This window comes from Lentzea sp. CA-135723, from assembly GCF_050936595.1.
In the GTDB taxonomy this organism is placed as follows: domain Bacteria; phylum Actinomycetota; class Actinomycetes; order Mycobacteriales; family Pseudonocardiaceae; genus Lentzea.
The window spans coordinates 3,313,794-3,334,265 of record NZ_JBNJMK010000001.1 but is presented as its reverse complement, the minus strand read 5'-3'; the positions used below and the strand labels follow the sequence as shown (position 1 = coordinate 3,334,265).

Genomic DNA, 20,472 nt, shown 5'->3' with positions numbered 1-20,472 from the left:
ATTGCACCACTCGGACTATTGACTTGACCGTTTGCGAGTGGCGTTGCGTGCAATTGCGCACGCCTGCACGGGTGTGCTATGCGTTCGACGCATGGGCACCACAGAGTAAGGTTTGTGCTAAACGCTTCCGCCGTGGTATTGCGACCGAATCGCGTCCGTTTGTCCCGGTACAAAAGAAAACGGGAGTGCCCGCGAGTGCGGACACCCCCATTCGGGCATGTTTCGAAACTTCTCAGTTGTGCGTCTTCGCGCACTTCGCTTTGCCGGGGCAGCTCCGGAGCATCCGCACGGACGGCGCCGCGGTGATGGTGTCCGGAGGGGACACCGCGTCGTCCGGCCACTGCACGGAGATCGCGATCGACGACGCGTTGTTGTCGTAGTTCTTCTCCAGCAACGCGCGGTCGGAGTTCACGACGTTCACGACGTCGTAGATACCGGACTTCACGCGGCTCAGGTCGAGCCACTGGAAGTCGACGTCGTGCTTGTAGTCGTCCCCGGATCCGACCGAGATTCCGAACATCACGTCCAGGGCGGACGTGTCGTGGTGGCCGCACATGTGCCCGTCCAGCCGCTGCGCGAGCCTCCCCTCGGGAGTGTCCGGATCGACCGGCCGGTGCGCGAGGTCGTCCGACACCCCGTAGCGGTCGCCGATGCAGAACCCGTTCTTGCGGTCGGTCACCACCACGCCGCCGTCCGGGGTGCGCAGCTGGAAGTACTCGAAGTTGAGCAGGTGCCAGTGCGTGTGCGTGGGCGCCGGTTCGTAGTAGGCGCTGGACCTCGTCTCGCGCCGCGCCTCGGTGAACGACCCTGCGATCGAACGGTCCACACCGGACTGGACGGCCTGGCGGACGCTCATCGTCGGCGTCGCGGTGCTGTCGCGGTGCGCGTGCAGGAGCAACGGGCCGTCGCCGACGTTGTCGATCGAGGTGGTGAACCGCAGCCGCACGGCCTGCGCGGTGCCGCCGCGGTGCGAGCACTGGCCCCGGGGTGCCGAGGCGTCCTCGACCAGGCAGACGTCCCAGGCGCCGCAGGCGATCGGGGGGCCGCTCCAGCCGCCGGGGCAGCCGATCGGCGCCTGGCGGAGGTCGGGCAGCAGCGGCGCCGGATCGGCCTGCACGGTCTGCGAGGAGACGAGGGTGGCCGCGGTGATCGTCAGTGCTGCGATCACCGCGCCGATTCTGCTGACCATGCGGTGTTCTCCTGGGTCGGGGTGCTCCTGGCGGTGCGCAGGAGCGTGGCGGTCACCGAGTTGGAGAGCTCCACGCTCGAGTTCCAGCTCGTGACGTTCGGGTAGACGTGGGCCGTGGTGGCGAGCAGCAGGCGCGTGCCGGCGACCTCGACGGCGGGCCGCTTCTCCAGGTACCCCAACGGGTAGACGGGCTCGACGAACGGCGCCTTGAACACCCGCACCTCGTCGACGTCGGCCGCCGTCAGTCCCTTGTGGACGCTGAGCAGCTGCTCGGTCCACCGGCGGGCGATGCTGTCCGAGTCCTCGCGGTACAACGCCGACTCGCGGTCCGTGTAGTGCATGACGTACGCGAGGTGCCGGTCGCCGTAGCGCTCCGAACCCGCCAGCGGCGTCATCTCGATCACGCCGTCGAAGTCGGTGCCCGACCGGATCACCGGCGCCCAGTAGTGCCCGGACAACGGCTTGCGCAGGAAGAAGAGCGTGTTCACGACGCCCTGGTACGGCAGCCGGACCTCGGGCAGCAACGGCGTCAGGTCGGCGTCCGCGATCGCGCGCAACGCCGGCAGCGGCACGGTCGACACCGCGTGGTCCGCCTCGATCGTCTCGCCGTCCGCGAGCGTCACGACCACCCGGTGCTCGCCGGCCTCCAGCCGCGCTACGGGAGCGTCGACGCGGACCTCGCCGCCGTGCGCCTCGATCGACGCCCTCAGCGCGTCGATGACGCTCTGGTAGCCACCGGCGGGGTACCCGCGCACCGACTCGTTGCTCTCGCGGCCCAGGCGCTGCCACACGTACAGCGCGGGCACGTCCCCGAACGCCGAGCCGAACTTGGCGCCGAACATCGGGGCCAGCAGCAGGTCCCAGATCTTGTCGCCGTACAGGCCGCGCAACCAGTCCTCGGTGCGCAGCCGGTCGAGGTCCTTGCCCTGGCCCAACCGCCGCAGCAGCAACGAGATCACGCCGAACCGGATCCGGTTCGCGAAGCTCAGCGGCCGGAACCGCAGCAGGTCGAGCGCCGAGTTGAACGACCGGTGCTCGCCCTCGACGATCATGCCCATCGAGGTGGGCTTCCAGCCGACGCTCTCGCGCAGGCCCACCTCGTCCAGCAACGCGAGCAGCGCGTCGTCCGTCGGCATCACGCAGTGGTAGAAGCGTTCCACCGACCGGCCACGGGACTCGAAGAACGTGCCGAGCCCGCCGAGCTGGTCGCTGGCTTCGAGCAGCGTCACGGCCAGACCCTCGCGGGCGAGGCGGTGCGCGGTGGCGAGGCCGCAGATGCCCCCGCCGATGACGACGACGCGGTGGGGCATCAGAGCTTCCGGAACGGAACGGGCGCGAGGCGGTCACGCGTGAGCAGGAGCAGGTACTGCTTGAGCGTGCGGCCGAGCCGGAGCTTGCTGGCGCCGGGCTTGCGGTCGTAGCGCAGGTGCAGCGGGATCTCGCTGACGATCGGGCCGCAGTGCCGCAGCTTCAGCAGCAGCTCGACCATGCAGGCGAAGCCGCGTTCCTCGACCAGGCGCTCGCCGTAGTGCGCGGTGGCGCGGCTGAGCAGGCTCACCCGGTACGCGCGGAAGCCGCTGGTGAAGTCGCGCACGCCGTCGAAGTGCAGGATCTTGCCGAACACGACGCGGGCGCCGCGGCTGAGCAGCCTGCGCCACTGCGGCGCCGTCGAGTCGTCGCCACCGGAGACGAACCGCGAGCAGATCACCACGTCCGCGCCGGCCTTGATCTCGGCCAGCATCTTGGGGAACACGCCGGGGTCGTGCGTGTCGTCGGCGTCCATGACGATCAGCACGTCGTCGGGCTCGGCCTCGGCGAGCACCGCCCGCAGGCCGGACTGGACGGCCTGGCCCAGGCCGAGGTTGACCGGGTGGCTCACCAGCCTGGCGTCGACGCCGCGGGCCTGCCCGACGCAGTCGCCGGTGCCGTCGGAAGAGCCGTCGTCGACCACCCACACCGTGATCCGGTCGGCGAGGTCGGAGGCGGCGATGCGCTGGAGCAGCGACGGCAGCGCGGCCGCCTCGTTGTAGGCCGGGAGGACGACGTGGACGTCGCCGCACGTGCGGATCGGCTTCTGCACGATCGCGACCGCGTCTCCGGCCGAATGCCGGATCCCGTGTTCGTCGACTCTCACTCAATGCCCCCTCTTCGGTGGCTAGTGGTTGGTGGCGTGAATTATTGACACGGCGTGCTAAAGCTTTGAGGCGGGCCCTGGGTGAGTTCAGGGCAGGAACAACGTCGAAACCTCACCGACCGCGTACACAAGTGCCACTGAAGAGGGAAATTTGATACCCGAAGAGATGATTTCTCGCTGTTCATTCACTCTTTCGTGCGCACCTGCGACCACAACTCCTTCGATCGGATGATCTTCCCATGAGGCGATTCTCGGCGGTTGCCGTTCCAGCTGACCCGCTCGTCGAGCACGAGGCCGATCTCCGGCGCCCCGCGCAGCGGCCCCTCAAGCCGTCCTCGGTGGGCAGGGACCTGCTCAGCCGGGTGAACGCGGTGGCGGTCCTGCTCGCCCTCGCGGACGGCGTGGCGCTCGCCGTGCTGTGCGTGCGGCACGACCTCGGCTGGGCCTGGAGCGGCGCGGTCGTGGCCGCGGTGCTCACGATCAGGGGAGCCTGGCGGCTCTACCGGCGCAGGCTGTGGCTCTCCTGGCTGCAGGACCTGCCCCGGTCCGCGGCGAGCACCGCGCTGGCGTTCGCGCTGCTGTCCGGACTGGGCCTGATCAGCGGTTCCGACGCGACGCGGCTCGCGGAGGTCCAGTGGGCGATGATCGAGTTCGCGCTGGTCATCGAGCCCGTCCGGTGGTGCGTGCTCGCGTTCGGCCGGTGGTGCCGCCGCCGCTTCGACCGCTGCGACCGGACGATCATCGTCGGCGCCGGCGAGGTCGGCGTGAACCTCGCGAAGACCATGCTGGAGCACCCGCAGTTCGGGCTGCGGCCGGTCGCGTTCGCCGACTCCGGCCCCGATCCGGACCGCAGGCCGCCACTGCTGGAGGTGGTCGACGGCGACCTCGCCGACGCGATCGTGCGGCTCAAGGCGGGCACCGTCGTGCTCGCGTTCTCGCACACCAAGGACTCACCGCTGGTCGAGGCCGCGATCACCGCGCACCGGCTCGGCTGCTCGACGCTGGTCGTGCCGCGGATGTACGAGCTCCACCCGGACGGCCCCGGCATCGAACGGCTGCGCAGCTACCCGCTGATGCGCCTCGGCACGGCCCCGACCAGCAGGCCCACCTGGTGGATCAAGCGCGCCGCCGACCTGGTGCTGGCCGCCGTCGCGCTGGTCGTGCTGTCCCCGGTGATCGGGCTGTGCGCGCTGGCGGTGCTGGTCGAGAGCGGGAGGCCGTTGTTCTTCCGCCAGGTCCGCGTCGGCATGGACGACCGCACGTTCACGCTCTACAAGATCCGCAGCGTCCGCCAGACCGGCGAGGACGACTCGCAGGTCACGTGGTCCGTCTCCGGCGACGCGCGGGTCGGCCCGGTCGGCCGGTTCCTGCGCCGCACGTCCCTGGACGAGCTGCCCCAGCTGTGGAACGTGCTGCGGGGCGACATGTGCGTCGTCGGGCCACGCCCGGAGCGTCCCGGTTTCGTTCGCGAGTTTTCCGCTATTCACGAGCTATATTGGGCGCGCCATCGCGTTCCGACCGGCTTGACTGGACTTGCCCAGGTGCACGGTCTGCGGGGCGACACTTCCATCGCAGACAGGTCTCGGTACGACAACTACTACATCGCGAATTGGTCGTTGTGGCTGGACCTGCGGATTCTACTCATGACGGCGGGTGAGTTGTGTTGCCGGAGAAATCGCTGATTCGTCGATTCGCCGCTGTCGCTCTCGTACTTCTTTCGAGTGCATGTGCGGTCAGCGCCGCCGAGTCGGAACCGATCCTCACGGGTCCGACGCCGAAGGCGCTGGCGCCCTGCGCGTGGTGGTACGCGATCGGTGACTCGCCCAACTCGTGGGAGATCAGGGCCGCCGCGAAGCACTACGACGTCGTCGTGCTCAACGCGTGGGAGACGGCGGCCATGCGCAAGCTCCACGAGCTGAACCCCAAGGTCAAAGTCCTGGTGTACAAGGACTTCTCCAGCACCCGCAACTACTTCGGCGCGATCGAGGGCGACAGGGACGCGAAGTACCTGCCCACGGGCGTCGGGTACTACGCGGCCGAGCAGACGCAGCCGTCGTGGTTCGCGATCAGCACGCTCGGCAAGCGCATCGAGTGGGACGGCTACCCGAAGCACTGGCAGATGACGGTGTGGGACCCGGCCTACCAGAAGGCGTGGTCGGACGCGGTCGTGAACGAGGTGATCCGCGAGGGCTGGGACGGTGTGCTGGCGGACAACGACTTCAGCTCGCTCAGGTACTACTCGTCCGGGGTGATCGCGGGGACCGCCGACCCCGCGGGCACGGACCGGCTGCTGCGCGACGGCCTCGACGGCATGCTGCAGCTCACCGGCGACGCCCTGGAGAAGGCCGGGAAGATGCTGGTCCCCAACGTGTCCGAGTCGCAGCTCACCCCCGGCCGCTGGACGGCGCACTCGCGGTACGCGGGCGCGATGGAGGAGAACTTCGGCCTGCAGGGCGATGACGGCACCGGCGAGCTGATCACGTTCCAGGGCAACCAGTTCAAGGAGCAGCGCGCGCAGGCCGCGCTGGGCGAGTCGTGGCTGCTGCTCATCACGCACACCAAGTCGGACAAGGAGGAACGCGTCGGGTACGCCTCGGCCGCGCTCCTCGCGAGCCCCCACACGTGCTGGACGCGCGCTCAGCCCGACTACAAGAACCCGTACTGGTCGATCTACCAGGACGCACGGCTCGGCGAGGCGGTCGAGACGGCCAACCGCCTGCCGAACGGGGTGTGGAACCGCCGCTACACCGGCGGGTGGGTGGCCGTGAACCCGACGAAGACCTCGGTGCTGCTGACGCCGCCGCCGGGACTGCTGACGGTGCGCGGAGAACCGGCGCCCGCGCAGCTCGACCTGCCGTCGGCGGACGCCGTGGTGCTGGTCAACGGCCCGAAGCGGTGAGCTTGCGGTAGAGGTCGAGGTGCCGGCGCGCGCAGACCTCGGGCGTGAACCGCTCCCGCGCCCTGGTGGCGAGGCGCTGCCCGGTGCTCGCGGGGTCGGGGTCGGCGAAGAGCGCGCGGAGCTTCGCGGCCAGCGCCGGGACGTCACCAGGCCGCGGGCAGTCCTCGCCGGGGATGCCCAGCATGTCCGCGACACCACCGGTGTCCGTGGCGAGCACGGGCTTGCCCGCCGCCATCGCCTCCGCCACGACCAGGGGTTGCTGTTCCATTGTGGACGGAAGTACCAGCGCGTCGTGCTCCAGCAGGAGTTCGGGGACGTCGCTGCGGAAGCCCAGGAACTCGACCCGGTCCGCGAGGCCGCGCCGGGTGACCCTGCCCTCCGCCTGCATCCTCTGCGGACCGTCGCCGACGACCGTGAGGGTGGCGTCCTCCGGCATCGTGGTCTCCAGGGCGTCGAGGAGGTCGAGCAACCCCTTGCGCTCCACCAGGAGACCGACGAACACGAGCTTGCGGACGGGCTTCGCGGGCGGGTTCGTGGCGCCGACCTCGACGCAGTTGTCGATGTGGGTCATGCGGTGCGGTGGCACGTAGAGGCGTTCGCGCAGGAACCGGCCCATCTCCCTGGCGGGCACGACGGTCCGGTGCACGACGCGGGCGACGGCGGCGTCGGCGGCCAGCACCGCCCTGGTGTAGGGCGGGGGAGGGGTGGCACCGCGGACGTTGCGGAACCACGGCTCGGCCACGTCGTCCGGCACACCGTGGTAGGTGTGCACGATCTTCGTGCTGGTGGAGAGAGCCGCGCTGACGAGGCCTGACCTGCGGTCCTGGGCGTGCACGACGTCCGGCCGCCACGCCTTGATCGCGGCGCGCGCCTGCCGTGCGGCGGCCATGTCGCCCTTGCGCAGCACCAGGGTCTCTTCGAAGTACGGGTCGATCAGCTCGGCGCCGCGCCTCGGTCGCGGGCCGAACACGCGCACCTCGGCGTCGCCCGACTTGGCGAGCGCGGCGGCCAGGCGCACCGTCACGTCCACCGGGCCACCGCTGTCCTGTGTCAGCAGGTAGGCGATCCGTGTCATCGTGGTCCTCCCTCGGCGACCAGCTTCTCGGTGAGCGTCACGATGCGGCTGGTCATGTGGTCTTTGTCGAACAGGGTCTCGGCGCGGATCCGGCCGCGTTTTCCTTCGGTGGCGGCGAGCTCCGGGTCTTTCAGCCGCTGCGCAATCGCTTGCGCCAGCGCGTTGGTGTCCTGTTCCGGGACGACCTCGCCCGCGTCGCCGAGGCTCTGGCGGACGCCTTCGACGTCGAACGCGACGACCGACCGTCCGCAGGCCATGGCTTCCAGCGGCACCAGTGCCATGCCCTCCGCGCGGGACGGCAGGACCACGACGTCGGCGCCTGCGTAGTGGCCGCCGACGTTGCTGCTGTGGCCGTGCCAGTGGGTGTTGCGGGGTTTCGAGGCCTTGAGCTGGGCGGCCATCGGGCCGTCGCCGACGATGACCAGTTCGGCGTCCGGGACGGCGGCGAGCACCTGGGGCCAGGCTTCGAGCAGCAGGTCCTGGCCCTTCTGGTGGGCGAGCCTGCCGACGCACACCGCCGTCGGCGTGTCGTGGGGTTTGGGCCGGGGCTGGAGGCGTTTCGTGTCGACGCCGTTGCAGATGACTTCGGCCTGGGCGGTGATCTTCGCTTCCCTGCCTGCTTTCAGTTCGTCGTCGCTGACGCAGAGCAGGACCGTCGTCCAGCGGGACGCCCTGGCCTCCCAGAACCTGCTGGCCCTGCTGAGCAGGCCGGTGGCGACGCGGAACGACCACAGGTGGGGCTGGAAGATCGTCGGGGTGCGGCCGCGCAGGACCAGCCTGGCCAGGCCCGCCTTCGAGCTGTGCAGGTGGACGACGTCGTGGCCGGGGAGGATCCGGCGGAGTGCGCGGAGTTCTTTCGCCGTGCTCGGGCCAGGGGTGCGGGTGGCGGGCCAGGGGTGCAGCGGGATGCCGGCTTTCCTGGCCTGTGCCGGCAGCCAACCGGTGGGCGGGCAGGCGATGCTGACGTTCCAGCCGCGTTGTTTCTGGGCCGTGGCGAGGTCGAGGACGACGGCGGCGACTCCGGCCTCGACCGGCTGCGTCACGTGGACGATCTTCACGCGCGCTCCTTCAGTCCGATGAGGACGGTGCGGTTCAGGGGGAGGGTGATCGCGCAGTAGGTGCCGAGCAGCAGCAGGGCGGTGGCGATCAGGCCGGGCAGGGACGTGCTGTCCGGGAGGACTGTGTCCAGGGCCGCGCAAGCGATTGCGGCTGCCGCGACGCTGCCGAGCGCCTTGAGCGGGAGGGGGAACGCGAGGCCGTTGCGCTTCAGCACGAGCCAGGTCAGCGGTACCAGCAGCCACACGACGGCGAGCTGGGTCGTGGCAACGGCCGCGGGGCCGCGTTCGGTCGTGAAGACGAGCGCGGTCAGCAGGGCGACGAGGTGGGTGGCTTCGAGGGCGAGGTACTGGCGGGCGTGCCCGGCGGCCCTGATCACCTGGTAGGTCACGTGCAGGAGGCCGAGGCCGAGGCCGTAGCCGCACAGCAGGACCAGGAGCCCGGCCGCGTCCCGCCACTGCTCGCCGAGGACGACGATGCCGTGCGCGGACAGGGCGACCGCGACGTACAGGCCGCCGGTGACGACCAGGGTCGCGACGAGGAAGCGGCGCAGGGTGTCCGGGAGCTGGTCGCTCTGTCCATTCCGGACCAGCTCGGCGCAGATCGGGAACAGCACGCCGCCCAGCACGACCGCGATCATGATGTAGGGGACCCAGGCGATGCGGAACGCGAGCGAGTAGCCGCCGACCGACTCCGGCCCGAGGACGTGGCCGAGCGCCAGGTAGTCGACGTTGATCAGCAGGACGGCGATGAGCGCGCCCGGCCCGACCACCGCCAGCCACTTCGCCGCTTCCGCCGCGGCCTCTCCGTCCCAGGTGGGGCGGATCCGTGCCCCCGCGACGGCGGCCAGGACGGGCTGGGCGACCGCGGTGCAGAGCAGGCCGATCACCAGCGCCGCGGGCCCGTTGCCCTGGGAGGCGAGGGTCACGGTGACCGCCGCGCCGATGAGCATGCCGCCCGCGTCGGGGAGCATGCGGCGGCGGAAGTCGAGGTCGCGGTGCATCAACGCCATCTGCACGCCGCCCGCCGCCGTGAACGGCAGGGTGAGCGCGGCGAGCCGCAACATCCCGGCGGCCTCCGGTGCTCCGAGTGCCGCCGCGATGGGGTCGGCGGCGATGGCGACGGCCGCGGCCAGGACGGTTCCGGCCGCGACGCTCATCGTGAGGACCGTTCCGGCCGTGCGGAGCGGGTCGCGGGTCGTGCGGCTGACGATGTCGTAGACACCCATCGCCTGGACGACCTGGCCGATGTTGACGACCGACACCACCAGCGCCACCGCGCCGAGGTCCTTCTCGCTGAGGAACAGGGCGAGCGCGAGGGTCACCACGATCTGGCTGCTCTTGCTCACCAGGTTGACCGCGAAGAGCCACAGCGACCCCCGCACCGCCACGTCCGTCATGCCGCGCGCCGCACGTGCCGCGTCGCGAACACCACGAGCACCACCCAGGCCGCCACCACCGCGAGCCCGTCCAGCGTCACGTCGGCGCGTGCCCCGAGCGTGGCCTTGACGGCCGTGTTCACGAAGTAGAGGTGGGCGAACGGAACGGCGAGCAACAGCGTCGCGATCCCGGCCCACCGCCAGTGGCTCTCGCTCCGCCGCTTCCAGGCGAGGACGGCCAGCGCGGTCATCGCCGGCACCGCGATCAGCACGTCGCCCGGCTGGTGCACCAGCGCCACGACGATGCCGAGGCAGATGAGCAGGTCCGCGACGGGTTCCCCGTTCTCGGTGCGGTCGAGCGCGCGCGCGAGCAACGCCGTCGCGGCCAGAACACCAATGAGAGCCAGGAGTTCGGCGGCCGGTGGCAGCCACCCGGTCGTGCGGAAGAAGACGGCGGGCAGGTCGATCCGTTGCGCCGTCATGGAGTCGACCGCGCCGTACCCGGTGTGACTGGCCCAGGCGAGGTTGCGCTCGACCACGTCGAGGAACGCCCCGATCCCGCCGCCTCGCACGATCAGCAACGCCGCCACCGGCACACTGGCCAGTGCCGCGATCCCCGTGCCCATCAACGCGACCCTCCGGTCACCCCGGACGAAGAGCAGCAGCGCCAACGGAAGCCCGAACTGCGGCTTCAGCCACGCCAACGCCAGCGCCGCCGAAGCCCACGCCGGACTCCTGGTGCGCAGGAGGAGGGCCCCGGCCGCCCCCACCGCGATCAGCGGGTTGACCTGCCCGACGTACATCTGCGCCTTGCCGACCTGGCTCGTCACCAGCAGCGTGCCGATCACCACCGTGCCCGCGACCACCGGCAGCTTCGCCCGGCCGGCGGCCATGACGGCGAGACCGACGAGCAGCACCAGGCAGGCGAGTGCGAACGCCACCGCCCCGACCCGGTACTCGGGCAGCGCGAACGGCAGGTGCAGCACGAGGTGGTAGGGCTGGTAGAGGTTGAAGTTCTGCCGCACCGGCCAGTGGTCGAACATCACCGCGGGGTCGTACGGGTTGCCGCCGTTGAGGAACTCCCTGATGGGGAAGTAGAGCGCGTCCCGGAAGTCCTGCATGCGTTCTTCCGGCAGGTTGGCCTCGGTGGGCAGCGGCACCTCCCACGACGGCTTGAGCGCCCTGATCGCGCTGAGCACCCCGGCCACGGCGACGAGGGCGACGCCGACGGTCCTGGCGAGGCCGGCCCTGTTGGTCGTGGTGATCACTCCGGCACCACCGCGACGATGATGGAGGTGGCCGCCAGCGCGACGACCGCCGCCAGCGCGGCCAGTGCTGCCAGGGCGGCGAGCGCGGTGGCGGCGACGGGCCAGCGGGCGGGGGTGACCGCGAGAGGGGCGTAGTCGGCCATGTTGATCACGCCTGTCACGGGACTGAGGTGATCGGGTTCGGCGTCCGCGGGCGGGGCCGGGGCAGCAGTGACGGCGGGCGTGGGGGCTGCCGGTCGGGTTTGGGCGGGTGTGGTGGCTGCAGGCGGGGCCTCGGCGGGCGTGGCGGCCGGTTGCCTGGCCTGGTTCGGCGTGCCGGTTGCCGGACGGGCCTGCTCCGGGATCCCGACCTGCCCGGCCGTGGTCGCGGGCGTCATGCCAGCACCACCGCGACCAGCACCGCCGACGCCGGCAGCACCGCGAGCGCCGGGGCCAGGTCGTCGCGCTTCTCCCGGGACGTCACCGCGATCACGGCCGTTCCCTCCGCCGGCTCGGAGGCCTTGTCCGGCAACGACAGCGCGAGCTTCTCCGCGCGTTCCCGCAGCTCGGGGCTCGCCGCCAGCACCTTCACCGGCCGTGCCGCCGCCACGCACAGCGTGGTCAGCCGTTCGGTGAGGGCCGGGTCGTCGTCGTCCGCCACCACCACGGGGTGCGTGATGCCGGCGGTGGCGAGCGAGGCGCGCACCGGGTTGGACCGCAGGCGCCGCAACGCGAAGACGGCCACGCCCGCGATGACCGCCGCCACCAGCGCGAGGCCGGTCGCGAGGCGCAGGTCCGGCGACACCTGGCTCGTCTCGGGGCGGGGGTCGAGCAGGCGGAACTTCGCCGCCGGGGCCAGCAGGTCCGCGTCGATCACGGCCTGCGTCACCGCCGTGACGGCCTTGCCGGCGTGGTCCGCGGAGTCGGCTCGCACCGAGATGCGGGCGACGCCAGAGGCGGGCACCAATTCGACGGCGATGGCGTCGGCCAGCCGTTCGGGCGAGGTCTGCGCCGCCTTGGCCGCCGCGTCCAGCACCGAGGGGCTGCGCACCAGCTGCACCACGGCGGGCGCCGCCAGCGACGTCACCTCGCCGAACTGGGCGCTGTCCGGGGCAGCCGGGGTGGCGAGCAGCGTCAGCCGCCCTTCCGCGACGCCGTCGCGCATCGCCACGGCCGCCAGCACGGCCGCGCCTACCAGCACGGCGGCGACCAGGCCTTCCACCAGAGCTCGGGGAGCCTTCATCGTCCCTCCAGGACGGTACGGAGAAGTTCGTCGTAGGACTTCATCAGGGTGTGCGCGTCGGCCGACCCGTCGTGCGACGCGGCCACCGAACGAGCAGCGGAGGAGAAGAGCAGGCCCCGCAAGGCCTTCGCGGTCTGCGCCGGGCTCCGGCGAGGCACCAGCACCCCGCCGCCCCCGGCCAGCACCTCCCGCACTCCGTCCACATCGGACGCGACCACGGGGCGGTTCGCCGCCAGCGACTCGAGCAGCGCGATCGGCATGCCCTCCCAGTCGCTGGTGAGCACGGTGACGTCGGCCGCCTCCAGCAGGTCCCGCACGTCGGTGCGCGTCCCCAGGAACCGCACCCTGGCGGGAGCGGCGGCCTCCAGCGAGGCCCGCAGACTTCCGTCGCCGGCCAGCCACAGCTCGGCGTCGCCGGGAACCTGGGCCCACGCCTCCAGCAGCACGTCGTGCCGCTTCTGCGGTTCCAGCCGGGCCGGGCACAACGCCACCGGGACGTTCACGCCGGTGCCGAGCCGGGCCCGCACCGTCGCCCGATCAGCCGACGGCACCGTGGGGAACACGGCGTTGGGGATCACGGTCACGTTCTTCAGCCCGGCGTCGGTGAGCTTGCGCGCGGCGGCGTCCGCCACCGTCACGACCGTCGACGACACCCGGTTCAGCACCTTCGCGGCCGACCCGACCTCGGCCTCGGCCACCCCGTGGAACACGGTGACGACCTTCCGCCGAGGCGAGGCCAGCCGGGCCACGAGCGAGGCGGAGACGTTGTGCGCCACCACGATGTCGGGCCGGAACCGCCGCACCGCCACCCGCACGGCCGCGGCGGCCTTCAGCACCCCGGCCGGTGACCGCCGCGCCACCGGCACGTCGAACACGGGAATCCCCGCCGCCCGCAACGCCTCGACCCGGAACCCGCCGCCGCAGGCGACCGCCGACTCCCAGCCGACGTCACCGCCGGTCGCGGCCATCCCGGCCACGAGCGCCTCCGCGCCGCCCGCGCCCATCTCGCTGATCACGTGGAGGACGCGCATCGGTTCTCCTTCAGGGAACGCTGTTCGAGGGCCACCGCGATCGCGACGAGCGACCACAGCGGCAGGTAGTACTGCTCGGACAGGAAGATCGAGGCCACCAGCACGGCGATCAGGGCGGCCTGCACCGCGACGGCCTCGCGCCGGAGGTCACCGCGCCGCCAAGCCCGTTCCGACGCCACGAAACCCACCGCGACCAACCCGATCAGCAGCAGGAAGCCCGGGATCCCCAGCTCCGCCGCCACTTCCAGGAAGAGGTTGTGCGCCACCGGTGTCTGCTCGTCGATCTCCGCGTTGTGCCCGGCCGCCGCGTACTCCTGCCGGAACCCGCCCGGCCCGACCCCGAGCAGCGGGTCGTCGGCGAGCATCCGCGAGGCCGCCTGCCACCGCAGCATCCTGGTGTCGGCGTTGGTCCCCGCGATGTGGCTCTTCTCCTGGAACGCCCGCGCCAGCTCGGCCTGCGCGGTCGACGCGAACACCAGCGCCGCCACGCCCGTGACGGCGGCCGTCACCACCACCGCGCGCACCGGCAGCCCGCGCCGTGCGATCAGCCACACCAGCGCGCAGCCCAACGCGATGCCGCCGCCCCGCGAGAACGTCGCCGCCGCCCCCGCCACCAGCACGGCGCCGAGCACCAGCAGCACGACCCGGGACCGGCCCCGCGCGGGCAGCGCCACCAGCAACGGCAACGCGGCCACCAGGAAGAACGCCAGGTCGTTCGGATCCTCCAACGGCCCGGTGGCGCGCAACGAGCCGCTCACCACGCTGCACAACCCGCCAGCGGCGGCCACGACCGCGCCCGCCACCGCCCCCGCCAGCAGCAACCGGACCGGCACCGCCCGCGCGGCCACGTCGGCCAGCACCACCGTGATCACCAGGAACGGCACCCACCGCACGAGGTACTCGAGCGTGAACGGTTCGGCGACGTGCACGGCGGACGTCGCCAGCAGCACCACCGCCAGCAACGCGACCAGCAGGTGCAACGGATGCGGTGCGGGCAAACGACGTTCGCGCACCAACGACACCAGCCACACGCCGATCAGCAAGGCGGGCACGACCTTCGCCGACTGCCCGTGCACCTGCAGCAGGTACCCCTCCAGCGGGGCCAGCGCCACGGTCCCGCAGGCGAGGACGCGCAGCAGGAGGGTCAGCATGCGACCGGGTCCCGTTCGCGCAGCCGAGCGAGCCCGGCGACGTGCGCGCCGGTGCCGACCACGTCGAAGTGCTTGCGCAGCAACGACAACACCCAGCCGAGCAGCGCGACCTTCTCCGCGCCGGGCACCGCCATACCGGGGAAGAACTCCATCCCCGGCGCCTCGGCGGCGGACAGCACGTCGGTCGGGTGCAGCAGCAACGACGGGGAGACCTTGCGCAGCAGGCACAAGCGCAACGCCGACGAGAAGTACGCGCGGGCGAGCCGGGGCGAGACCTGGTGCAGCTGGAGCAGGTACGCGCCGTGGATCGGCACGCGCAGCAACGGCATCGTCGTCACCGGCAGCTCGACCACGCCGCCCCGCCAGCGGAACGCGGTGTTGGGGGAGCGGACCTTGCCGAACCCGCCGAACAGGTCCTCACCGCCGTCCGTCGAGCTGGCCGTCCGGTTGTGGTACGCCCGCGCGAGTGGCCCGATCCACGTCGGCAGCACGCTCGCGTCGTACTGGTAACCACGCCGGTGCAGCACGTCGAGCAACGCCGGCGTCACGCTGTAGCCGGGCCCGCGGAACCCCACGGGCTGGGGAGCACCGGCCGCCATGATCGCCTCCTCGGCGCGCATGACCTCCTTCTCGACCTCCTCGTCGGAGAACCGGTGCAGCCACGGCTGGTGCCAGAAGGAGTGGTTCGCGATCTCGTGGCCGGCGGCGACCAGCGACGACACCGCGGCCGCGCCGTCATCGCGTTCGGCGTCCGCCCCGACCACGAAAACCGTTGTGGTCAACCGTTGTTCGCCGAGCACGTCCACCAGGCGAGGTACGGCGGAGGTGAGAAAGCTCGGGCGGCTCTCCCAGGCGGGATCGCCGTGCGTGCGCAGGTACGCCCACAGGTTGTCGAGATCCAGCGAGACGCTCGCGACCGGCTTCACCGCTCACCGACCGAGACCAGCGACGGAGCCTTGGCCGACGCCTTCCCCAGCACCAGCACGCCCGACACCACCAGCAGCACGCCGAGCACGACCCACCACTCACGTCCCGGGGTGATCTGGTCGCCCATCAACGCGAGCCCGGCGGCGGAGCCGATCACCACGGTCGTCGCGTCCATCGAAGCCACCGCTGAGGTGGCCGAACCACGCTGCAACGCGGTGGCGAGACACGCCTGCCCGACGAACGCCCCGAGCACCATCACCCACGTCAGCGGGTGCAGCACGAGGTCCAGCACCGGCTTGCCGGCGACGTTGCGCGCGGCCACCGCCACCACGGCGAACGCGACACCGGCGAGCACCGGCGTCAGCGTCCTGAACGTGCGCGCCAGCGGCAGCACGGCCAAGGTCAGCAGCCCCAGCACCACCAGCGCGGGCACCAGCGGCAGCTCACGGGCCGTCGACGGCGCCGCCGCCCCCGTCAGCAACAGCAGGCCGCACGCCATCACCACCAGCACCGCGATCTCGACCCTCCGGATCCGCCAGCCGAGCAGCAGCACGCCGATCACCGTCGCCAGGCCGACCGCGCTCGACGACCCCGCCTGCACCAGGTAGAGCGGCAGGTCCGCGCGGGCCAGGAACGCGAACAGGAAACCGCCGACCTGGCCGGTGAAACCCAGCAGGTACAGGCGATCCGTGGCGAGGCGGGCGAGCAGGCCCACCCCGGCGCCGGGACGTTCGTCGGCCCTGCGCGCGGCGACGGTCTGCGCGACTATCCCCAGGCCGTAGAGGACAGTGGACACGGCGAGGGCCAGATGACCGGACATGGGCCCGGACAGTACGACACGCTTGGGGCGCAACACTTTCGAGCGATATCCCAGGCAACTCTTTCGGGTGAACGTGAGCGGGATTTGCCCGGTTTGGCCAAGATCGATGAAGTACCTTGCCGCGGTGCGGGAAACGAACACCGTGACGATCGTCTGCGGCACAAGACCGGAACTGATCAAACTCGCGCCGCTCGTCGAACACTTCGGCAGCGCGTGCACCATGATCTACACCGGCCAGCACTACGACCGCTCGATGTACTCGCTCATCCGCCGCGATGTGCCGGAACCGGGCGGCTTCCACGAACTGAGGCTCGGCGGCCTGCGCCGGGGCGACCAGCTCGGCCGCGCGGTCTCCGCCGTGGACGAGGTGCTCGCCGCGGAACGCCCGGCGGCCGTGATCGTGCAGGGCGACACGACGTCCGCGCTGGCGGGAGCGTTGGCCGCCAACGCCTGCGACGTGCCGCTGGTGCACGTCGAGGCGGGCCTGCGCAGCTACGACCGCGCCATGCCGGAGGAGCACAACCGCGTCCTCATCGACCACCTCTCCGACCTCTGCTGCGCGCCGACGTCGTTGAACCGCACCAACCTCCTGTCCGAAGGCGTGGCCGACGGCCGCATCGCCGTCACCGGCAACACCGTCGTCGAGGCGCTCGCCCACGCGCTCCCGTGCCAGGACGAGCAGGACGTGGTGCTGGGTGACCTCGGCCTGAAGCCGGACGGGTACGTGCTCGCCACGATCCACCGCCCGGAGAACGTGGACGACGCCACCAACCTGGAGATCGTCCTGCGCGAACTGGGCGGGCTGCCGCTCCCGGTCGTGCTGCCGCTGCACCCCCGCACCGCGCAGCGCGTCACCGCGTTCGGCCTGGAGGCACTGCTGCACGGCCTCCAGGTGATCGACCCCCAGCCGTACCGCGCGTTCCTGGCCCTCGCGCACGCCGCCGCGGTGATCGTGTCCGACTCCGGCGGCATCCAGGAGGAGGTCAGCGTCCTGAAGCGGCCGGTCGTGGTCGTGCGGCGGAGCACGGAACGCCCGGAGATCGAGGGCACGTTCGGCACCCTCGTCCCACCCGGCCCGCTGGTCGGCACCTCGGTGCTGGCGTGGCTGGACGACGTGGACGGGCACCGCGCGGCGTTGCGCGAGATCCCGTCCCCGTACGGCACGGGGTCGCCGTCCGAGCTCATCGCCGAGGCCGTCCGGGCGATGCTCCGGTAGCTAGGGCGTGCGCGCCTCGTTCGAGTCCGGCTTCGCGGCGTTCTGCAGTTCGCTCTTGCGCCGCGTCAGCACCAGCGGCCCGTCCTCGGTGATCGCGACCGTGTGCTCGGAGTGCGCCGTGCGCGAGCCGTCCGCCGACCGCAGCGTCCAGCCGTCGTCGTCGTAGATGATCTTGTCGGTGGTGGCCGCCAGCCACGGTTCGATGGCGACGGTCAGGCCCGGGCGGAGCTTCATGCCGTGCCGCTTCCTGCCGTCGTTGGAGATGTGCGGCGCCTCGTGCATCGTGCGGCCGATGCCGTGCCCGCCGAACTCGAGGTTGGGCCGGTAGCCGAACTGCGCGCAGACCTCGCCGATGGCGGCCGAGATGTCGCCGATGCGGTTGCCGACCTGCGCCTGCTCGATCGCCGCGGCCAGTGCGATCTCGGTGGTCTTCACCAGCCGCAGGTCCTCCTCGCGCGCGGTGCCGACGACGACGGTCATGGCCGAGTCCGCGGCCCACCCGTCGATGGTGACGGCGATGTCCATCGTCAGCACGTCGCTGTCCTGCAGCACGTAGTCCTTCGGCAGGCCGTGCAGGACCGCGTCGTTGACCGCCAGGCACGTCACGTTGCGGAACGGCCCGCGGCCGAACGACGGCGAGTAGTCCCAGTAGCACGACACGGCGCCGCGCTCCTTCAGCATCTGCCGGGCGTGGTGTTCGAGGTCGAGCAGGTTGACGCCCACCACGGCCTTCTCGGCGAGCGCGTCCAGCACCTCCCCGATGAACTGCCCGGTGACGTGCATGCGTTCTATCTCGGCCGGCGACTTGAGCTCGATCAACGTGGTCCTCCATCAGCGGTTGCCGGTATAACTATACCGCCGTCGCGAAACCGGCTGAACAACACCACCCAAGAGTGGGACGCGCGTTGCGCCGACCCCCGTGCCGTCACCACAGTGCCAGGTCATGAAGCAGGTGTTGCAGCACAGGATCGACTCGACCTTCGCCCACTACGACGTCAACCGCAACGGCGTCATCGAGCTGGCGGACATCTACGCACTGGCGAACCGCCTGCTCAAGGCGTTCGGCGAACCGGCCTCCTCGGACCGCGGCCGCGACCTGATCGAGGCCTACGACCGCTTCTGGGAGCTCCTGGTCGACCACTGCGACACCGACCGCGACGGCCGGATCGGCCCGGACGAGTACCGCGAGGCCATGATCGAGGCCTTCGTGGACCACGGCCCGTTCGACGCGGACCTCCTGGAGATCGTCACCTCGCTCCTCGACCTCGCCGACACCAACGGCGACGGCCGGGTGGACGCGGGCGAGTTCCAGGTCCTGCTGCGCGCGCGTGGGCTGTCGGAGGAGGAGTGCGGGCTGGCGTTCGCGCACCTCGACACGGACGGGGACGGGGCGATCAGCGTGCAGGAGTACGTGGCGGCGGTGCGCGACTACTACACGAACCCGGCGGACGACACGCCCGGCAGCTGGCTGTACCCGAAGGCCCTGCAGCACACCTGATCGCGTACTGCTCTCGACGTCACCGCCTGCCGGAGCGCTCCCAGGCGGTGACGGGCGAGTGAACGGTGCCGGCTCCGGTCGCCTTGTACGCTTCGCGCCATGACCCGCCGTCCTCGGCAGACAGTGGCGCTCACCGCCGATCTCGTGATCCTCACCATCCGCGGCGGAGCCCTGTGCGTGCTGACCGTGGAGCGGGGCAACGAACCGTTCGTCGGTCAGCTCGCGTTGCCGGGCGGGTTCCTTCGCGGCGAGGAGAGCCTCGACGAGACCGCGGCGCGCGAACTGGCGGAGGAGACCGGTCTCGACGCGAAGAACCTGCACCTCCAGCAGGTGGGCGTGTACTCGGCGCCCGACCGCGACCCGCGCCGTCCCCGCGTCGTGACGTGCGCCTATCTGGCCATCGCGCCCGATCTGCCGCTGCCGGCCGCGGGGACCGACGCGCGGGCTGCCCACTGGCTGCCGGTGGCCGACGTGCAACGCTCCGGGCTGGCGTTCGACCACGACGAGATCCTGCGCGACGCCGTCGAGCTGGCGCGGGCGGAGCTGCAGTTCAGCACGATCGCGACGGCGTTCTGCGCCGAGGAGTTCACGATCGGTGAGCTTCGCGAGGTGTACGAGGCGGTGTGGGGCGTGGAGCTCGACAAGCCGAACTTCCACCGCAAGGTCACCGAGTCCGCCGGGTTCGTCGAGGCCAGCGGCGAGAAGCGGCCCAGCCCCAACGGCAGGCCGGCGGCGCTGTACCGGGCGGGTGACGCCGTCGCGCTGTCGCCGCCGATGATGCGACCGCGGGCGACCGGCTCCTGAGCGCTGGTTCATGTCAGTTTGACAATTGGCTTGTAATAACGATGTTTCGTTGTCAAACCACTTGATGTCGATCTGACAATAACCTAGCCTGGCCGCATGGCTGATGACACGGAACCGCGCCGCGGTCGGCTAACCGCGGACGTCGTGTTGTTCACGAAGCAGGGAGGTGTGCTGGCGATTCTCCTGGTGCAGCGCGGAAAGGACCCGTTCCGCGGCGCGCTCGCGTTACCCGGCGGGTTCGTCGAGGCGGGAGAGAGGGTGGCGGACGCGGCGGTGCGCGAGCTCCGCGAGGAGACCGGGCTCGTGGTGGCGCTCGACCGGCTGAAGCGGTTCGGGAGGTACAACCGGCCCGGCCGCGATCCGCGGGGCATGATCGAGAGCGTGGCGTTCCACGCCTATCTTCCCGGTGCTCCCGTTCCGGTGGGCGGAGGGGACGCCGCGGCTGCCCGCTGGGTGGGGCTGACGGAGTTCTTCGGCGGGAACACCGCCGTCGCGTTCGACCACCGCGCCATCGTCTCGGACGCGGCCTTCAAGCGGTTCGGCTTTCGTCATCAAGTGGAATCCCTGACGGATGTCCACTTTTCCGGCTCCTGACCGTCCACTTCGGAGCGGATCGGCGGAGACGCCGGAACGTTTGACGGCTGCCGCGCGGCAGCGTTAGTCTCCTCCGCGCCGCGGGCCGTTGTCCCGCGATCCCTTGTTCCACACCCACTTGCGGTGGGTGCTGTCTCCACCAGTTCTCACCTGAACGAACCGGCCGTTCGCGGGCTCGCCACCGCTTCTTCGTCGTGCGTAGAAACGATC

20 protein-coding genes are annotated in these 20,472 nt (G+C 71.1%); 6 read left to right on the top strand and 14 right to left on the bottom strand.

Annotation, left to right across the window (positions count from 1 at the left end; genetic code table 11):
- Positions 1-232: 232 nt before the first annotated feature.
- From ACQEU1_RS14395 to ACQEU1_RS14385, 3 genes are read right to left on the bottom strand one after another with little or no spacing between them, the layout of a single operon-like run.
- Positions 233-1,189: a lysyl oxidase family protein gene (locus ACQEU1_RS14395; protein ID WP_433200717.1), complete on the bottom strand. Its 957-nt coding sequence runs from the start codon at positions 1,187-1,189 to the stop codon at positions 233-235.
- Positions 1,165-2,499: an NAD(P)/FAD-dependent oxidoreductase gene (locus ACQEU1_RS14390; protein WP_433200714.1), complete on the bottom strand. Its 1,335-nt coding sequence runs from the start codon at positions 2,497-2,499 to the stop codon at positions 1,165-1,167. Before ACQEU1_RS14390 ends, ACQEU1_RS14395 begins: the two co-directional genes overlap by 25 nt.
- Positions 2,499-3,323 carry a glycosyltransferase gene (locus ACQEU1_RS14385; protein WP_433200711.1) on the bottom strand — a complete coding sequence of 275 codons (825 nt, stop codon included), beginning with the start codon at positions 3,321-3,323 and terminating at the stop codon, positions 2,499-2,501. Before ACQEU1_RS14385 ends, ACQEU1_RS14390 begins: the two co-directional genes overlap by 1 nt.
- 239 nt (positions 3,324-3,562) lie before the next feature.
- Here ACQEU1_RS14385 and ACQEU1_RS14380 point away from each other — a divergent pair, with 239 nt between their 5' ends.
- Together ACQEU1_RS14380 and ACQEU1_RS14375 are read left to right on the top strand one after the other, a co-directional pair.
- Positions 3,563-5,005 carry a sugar transferase gene (locus tag ACQEU1_RS14380; RefSeq protein ID WP_433200708.1) on the top strand — a complete coding sequence of 481 codons (1,443 nt, stop codon included), beginning with the start codon at positions 3,563-3,565 and terminating at the stop codon, positions 5,003-5,005.
- Complete coding sequence (locus ACQEU1_RS14375) at positions 4,984-6,222, top strand: putative glycoside hydrolase family 15 protein (RefSeq protein WP_433200705.1); 1,239 nt, start codon at positions 4,984-4,986, stop codon at positions 6,220-6,222. The genes ACQEU1_RS14380 and ACQEU1_RS14375 overlap by 22 nt, the downstream gene beginning before the upstream one ends.
- Here ACQEU1_RS14375 and ACQEU1_RS14370 read toward each other — a convergent pair.
- From ACQEU1_RS14370 to ACQEU1_RS14325, 10 genes are read right to left on the bottom strand one after another with little or no spacing between them, the layout of a single operon-like run.
- Positions 6,203-7,297 carry a glycosyltransferase family 4 protein gene (locus tag ACQEU1_RS14370; protein WP_433200702.1) on the bottom strand — a complete coding sequence of 365 codons (1,095 nt, stop codon included), beginning with the start codon at positions 7,295-7,297 and terminating at the stop codon, positions 6,203-6,205. The two genes, ACQEU1_RS14375 and ACQEU1_RS14370, sit on opposite strands and share 20 nt — an antisense overlap.
- Complete coding sequence (locus tag ACQEU1_RS14365) at positions 7,294-8,355, bottom strand: glycosyltransferase (RefSeq protein ID WP_433200699.1); 1,062 nt, start codon at positions 8,353-8,355, stop codon at positions 7,294-7,296. Before ACQEU1_RS14365 ends, ACQEU1_RS14370 begins: the two co-directional genes overlap by 4 nt.
- Positions 8,352-9,752 (bottom strand): oligosaccharide flippase family protein, encoded by a 1,401-nt coding sequence (locus tag ACQEU1_RS14360; protein ID WP_433200696.1) that lies wholly within the window; start codon positions 9,750-9,752, stop codon positions 8,352-8,354. The genes ACQEU1_RS14365 and ACQEU1_RS14360 overlap by 4 nt, the downstream gene beginning before the upstream one ends.
- Positions 9,749-10,999 (bottom strand): glycosyltransferase 87 family protein, encoded by a 1,251-nt coding sequence (locus ACQEU1_RS14355; protein WP_433200693.1) that lies wholly within the window; start codon positions 10,997-10,999, stop codon positions 9,749-9,751. Before ACQEU1_RS14355 ends, ACQEU1_RS14360 begins: the two co-directional genes overlap by 4 nt.
- Positions 10,996-11,376, bottom strand: a complete 381-nt coding sequence (locus tag ACQEU1_RS14350) for a hypothetical protein (protein WP_433200690.1) — start codon at positions 11,374-11,376, stop codon at positions 10,996-10,998. The genes ACQEU1_RS14355 and ACQEU1_RS14350 overlap by 4 nt, the downstream gene beginning before the upstream one ends.
- Positions 11,373-12,221: a hypothetical protein gene (locus ACQEU1_RS14345; protein ID WP_433200687.1), complete on the bottom strand. Its 849-nt coding sequence runs from the start codon at positions 12,219-12,221 to the stop codon at positions 11,373-11,375. Before ACQEU1_RS14345 ends, ACQEU1_RS14350 begins: the two co-directional genes overlap by 4 nt.
- A complete protein-coding gene (locus ACQEU1_RS14340; RefSeq protein WP_433200684.1) occupies positions 12,218-13,252 on the bottom strand; it encodes a glycosyltransferase in 1,035 nt (344 codons plus the stop codon). Before ACQEU1_RS14340 ends, ACQEU1_RS14345 begins: the two co-directional genes overlap by 4 nt.
- The gene (locus ACQEU1_RS14335; protein ID WP_433200681.1) at positions 13,234-14,403 is read right to left on the bottom strand and encodes an O-antigen ligase family protein; all 1,170 of its coding nucleotides are present in this window, start codon (positions 14,401-14,403) and stop codon (positions 13,234-13,236) included. The genes ACQEU1_RS14340 and ACQEU1_RS14335 overlap by 19 nt, the downstream gene beginning before the upstream one ends.
- On the bottom strand, positions 14,397-15,329 hold the full coding sequence (locus ACQEU1_RS14330; RefSeq protein WP_433200678.1) for a polysaccharide deacetylase family protein: 933 nt from the start codon (positions 15,327-15,329) through the stop codon (positions 14,397-14,399). Before ACQEU1_RS14330 ends, ACQEU1_RS14335 begins: the two co-directional genes overlap by 7 nt.
- Entirely contained in the window at positions 15,326-16,150 is an 825-nt protein-coding gene (locus ACQEU1_RS14325) for a hypothetical protein (protein ID WP_433200675.1), read from the bottom strand. The genes ACQEU1_RS14330 and ACQEU1_RS14325 overlap by 4 nt, the downstream gene beginning before the upstream one ends.
- Positions 16,151-16,274: 124 nt before the next feature.
- On the opposite strand from ACQEU1_RS14325, the gene wecB reads away from it, so the two are divergent.
- The gene (wecB, locus tag ACQEU1_RS14320) at positions 16,275-17,366 is read left to right on the top strand and encodes a non-hydrolyzing UDP-N-acetylglucosamine 2-epimerase (RefSeq protein WP_433200672.1); all 1,092 of its coding nucleotides are present in this window, start codon (positions 16,275-16,277) and stop codon (positions 17,364-17,366) included.
- Here wecB and map read toward each other — a convergent pair whose 3' ends face one another.
- Positions 17,367-18,185, bottom strand: a complete 819-nt coding sequence (gene map / locus ACQEU1_RS14315) for a type I methionyl aminopeptidase (RefSeq protein ID WP_433200669.1) — start codon at positions 18,183-18,185, stop codon at positions 17,367-17,369.
- 124 nt (positions 18,186-18,309) lie between these two features.
- Here map and ACQEU1_RS14310 point away from each other — a divergent pair, with 124 nt between their 5' ends.
- The 3 genes from ACQEU1_RS14310 (at position 18,310) to ACQEU1_RS14300 (ending at position 20,262) form a co-directional block, all read left to right on the top strand.
- Complete coding sequence (locus tag ACQEU1_RS14310) at positions 18,310-18,864, top strand: EF-hand domain-containing protein (protein ID WP_433200666.1); 555 nt, start codon at positions 18,310-18,312, stop codon at positions 18,862-18,864.
- A 99-nt stretch (positions 18,865-18,963) separates the two neighbouring features.
- Positions 18,964-19,668, top strand: a complete 705-nt coding sequence (locus tag ACQEU1_RS14305) for an NUDIX hydrolase (protein WP_433200663.1) — start codon at positions 18,964-18,966, stop codon at positions 19,666-19,668.
- 96 nt (positions 19,669-19,764) lie between these two features.
- Complete coding sequence (locus ACQEU1_RS14300; RefSeq protein WP_433200660.1) at positions 19,765-20,262, top strand: NUDIX domain-containing protein; 498 nt, start codon at positions 19,765-19,767, stop codon at positions 20,260-20,262.
- Positions 20,263-20,472: the final 210 nt, after the last annotated feature.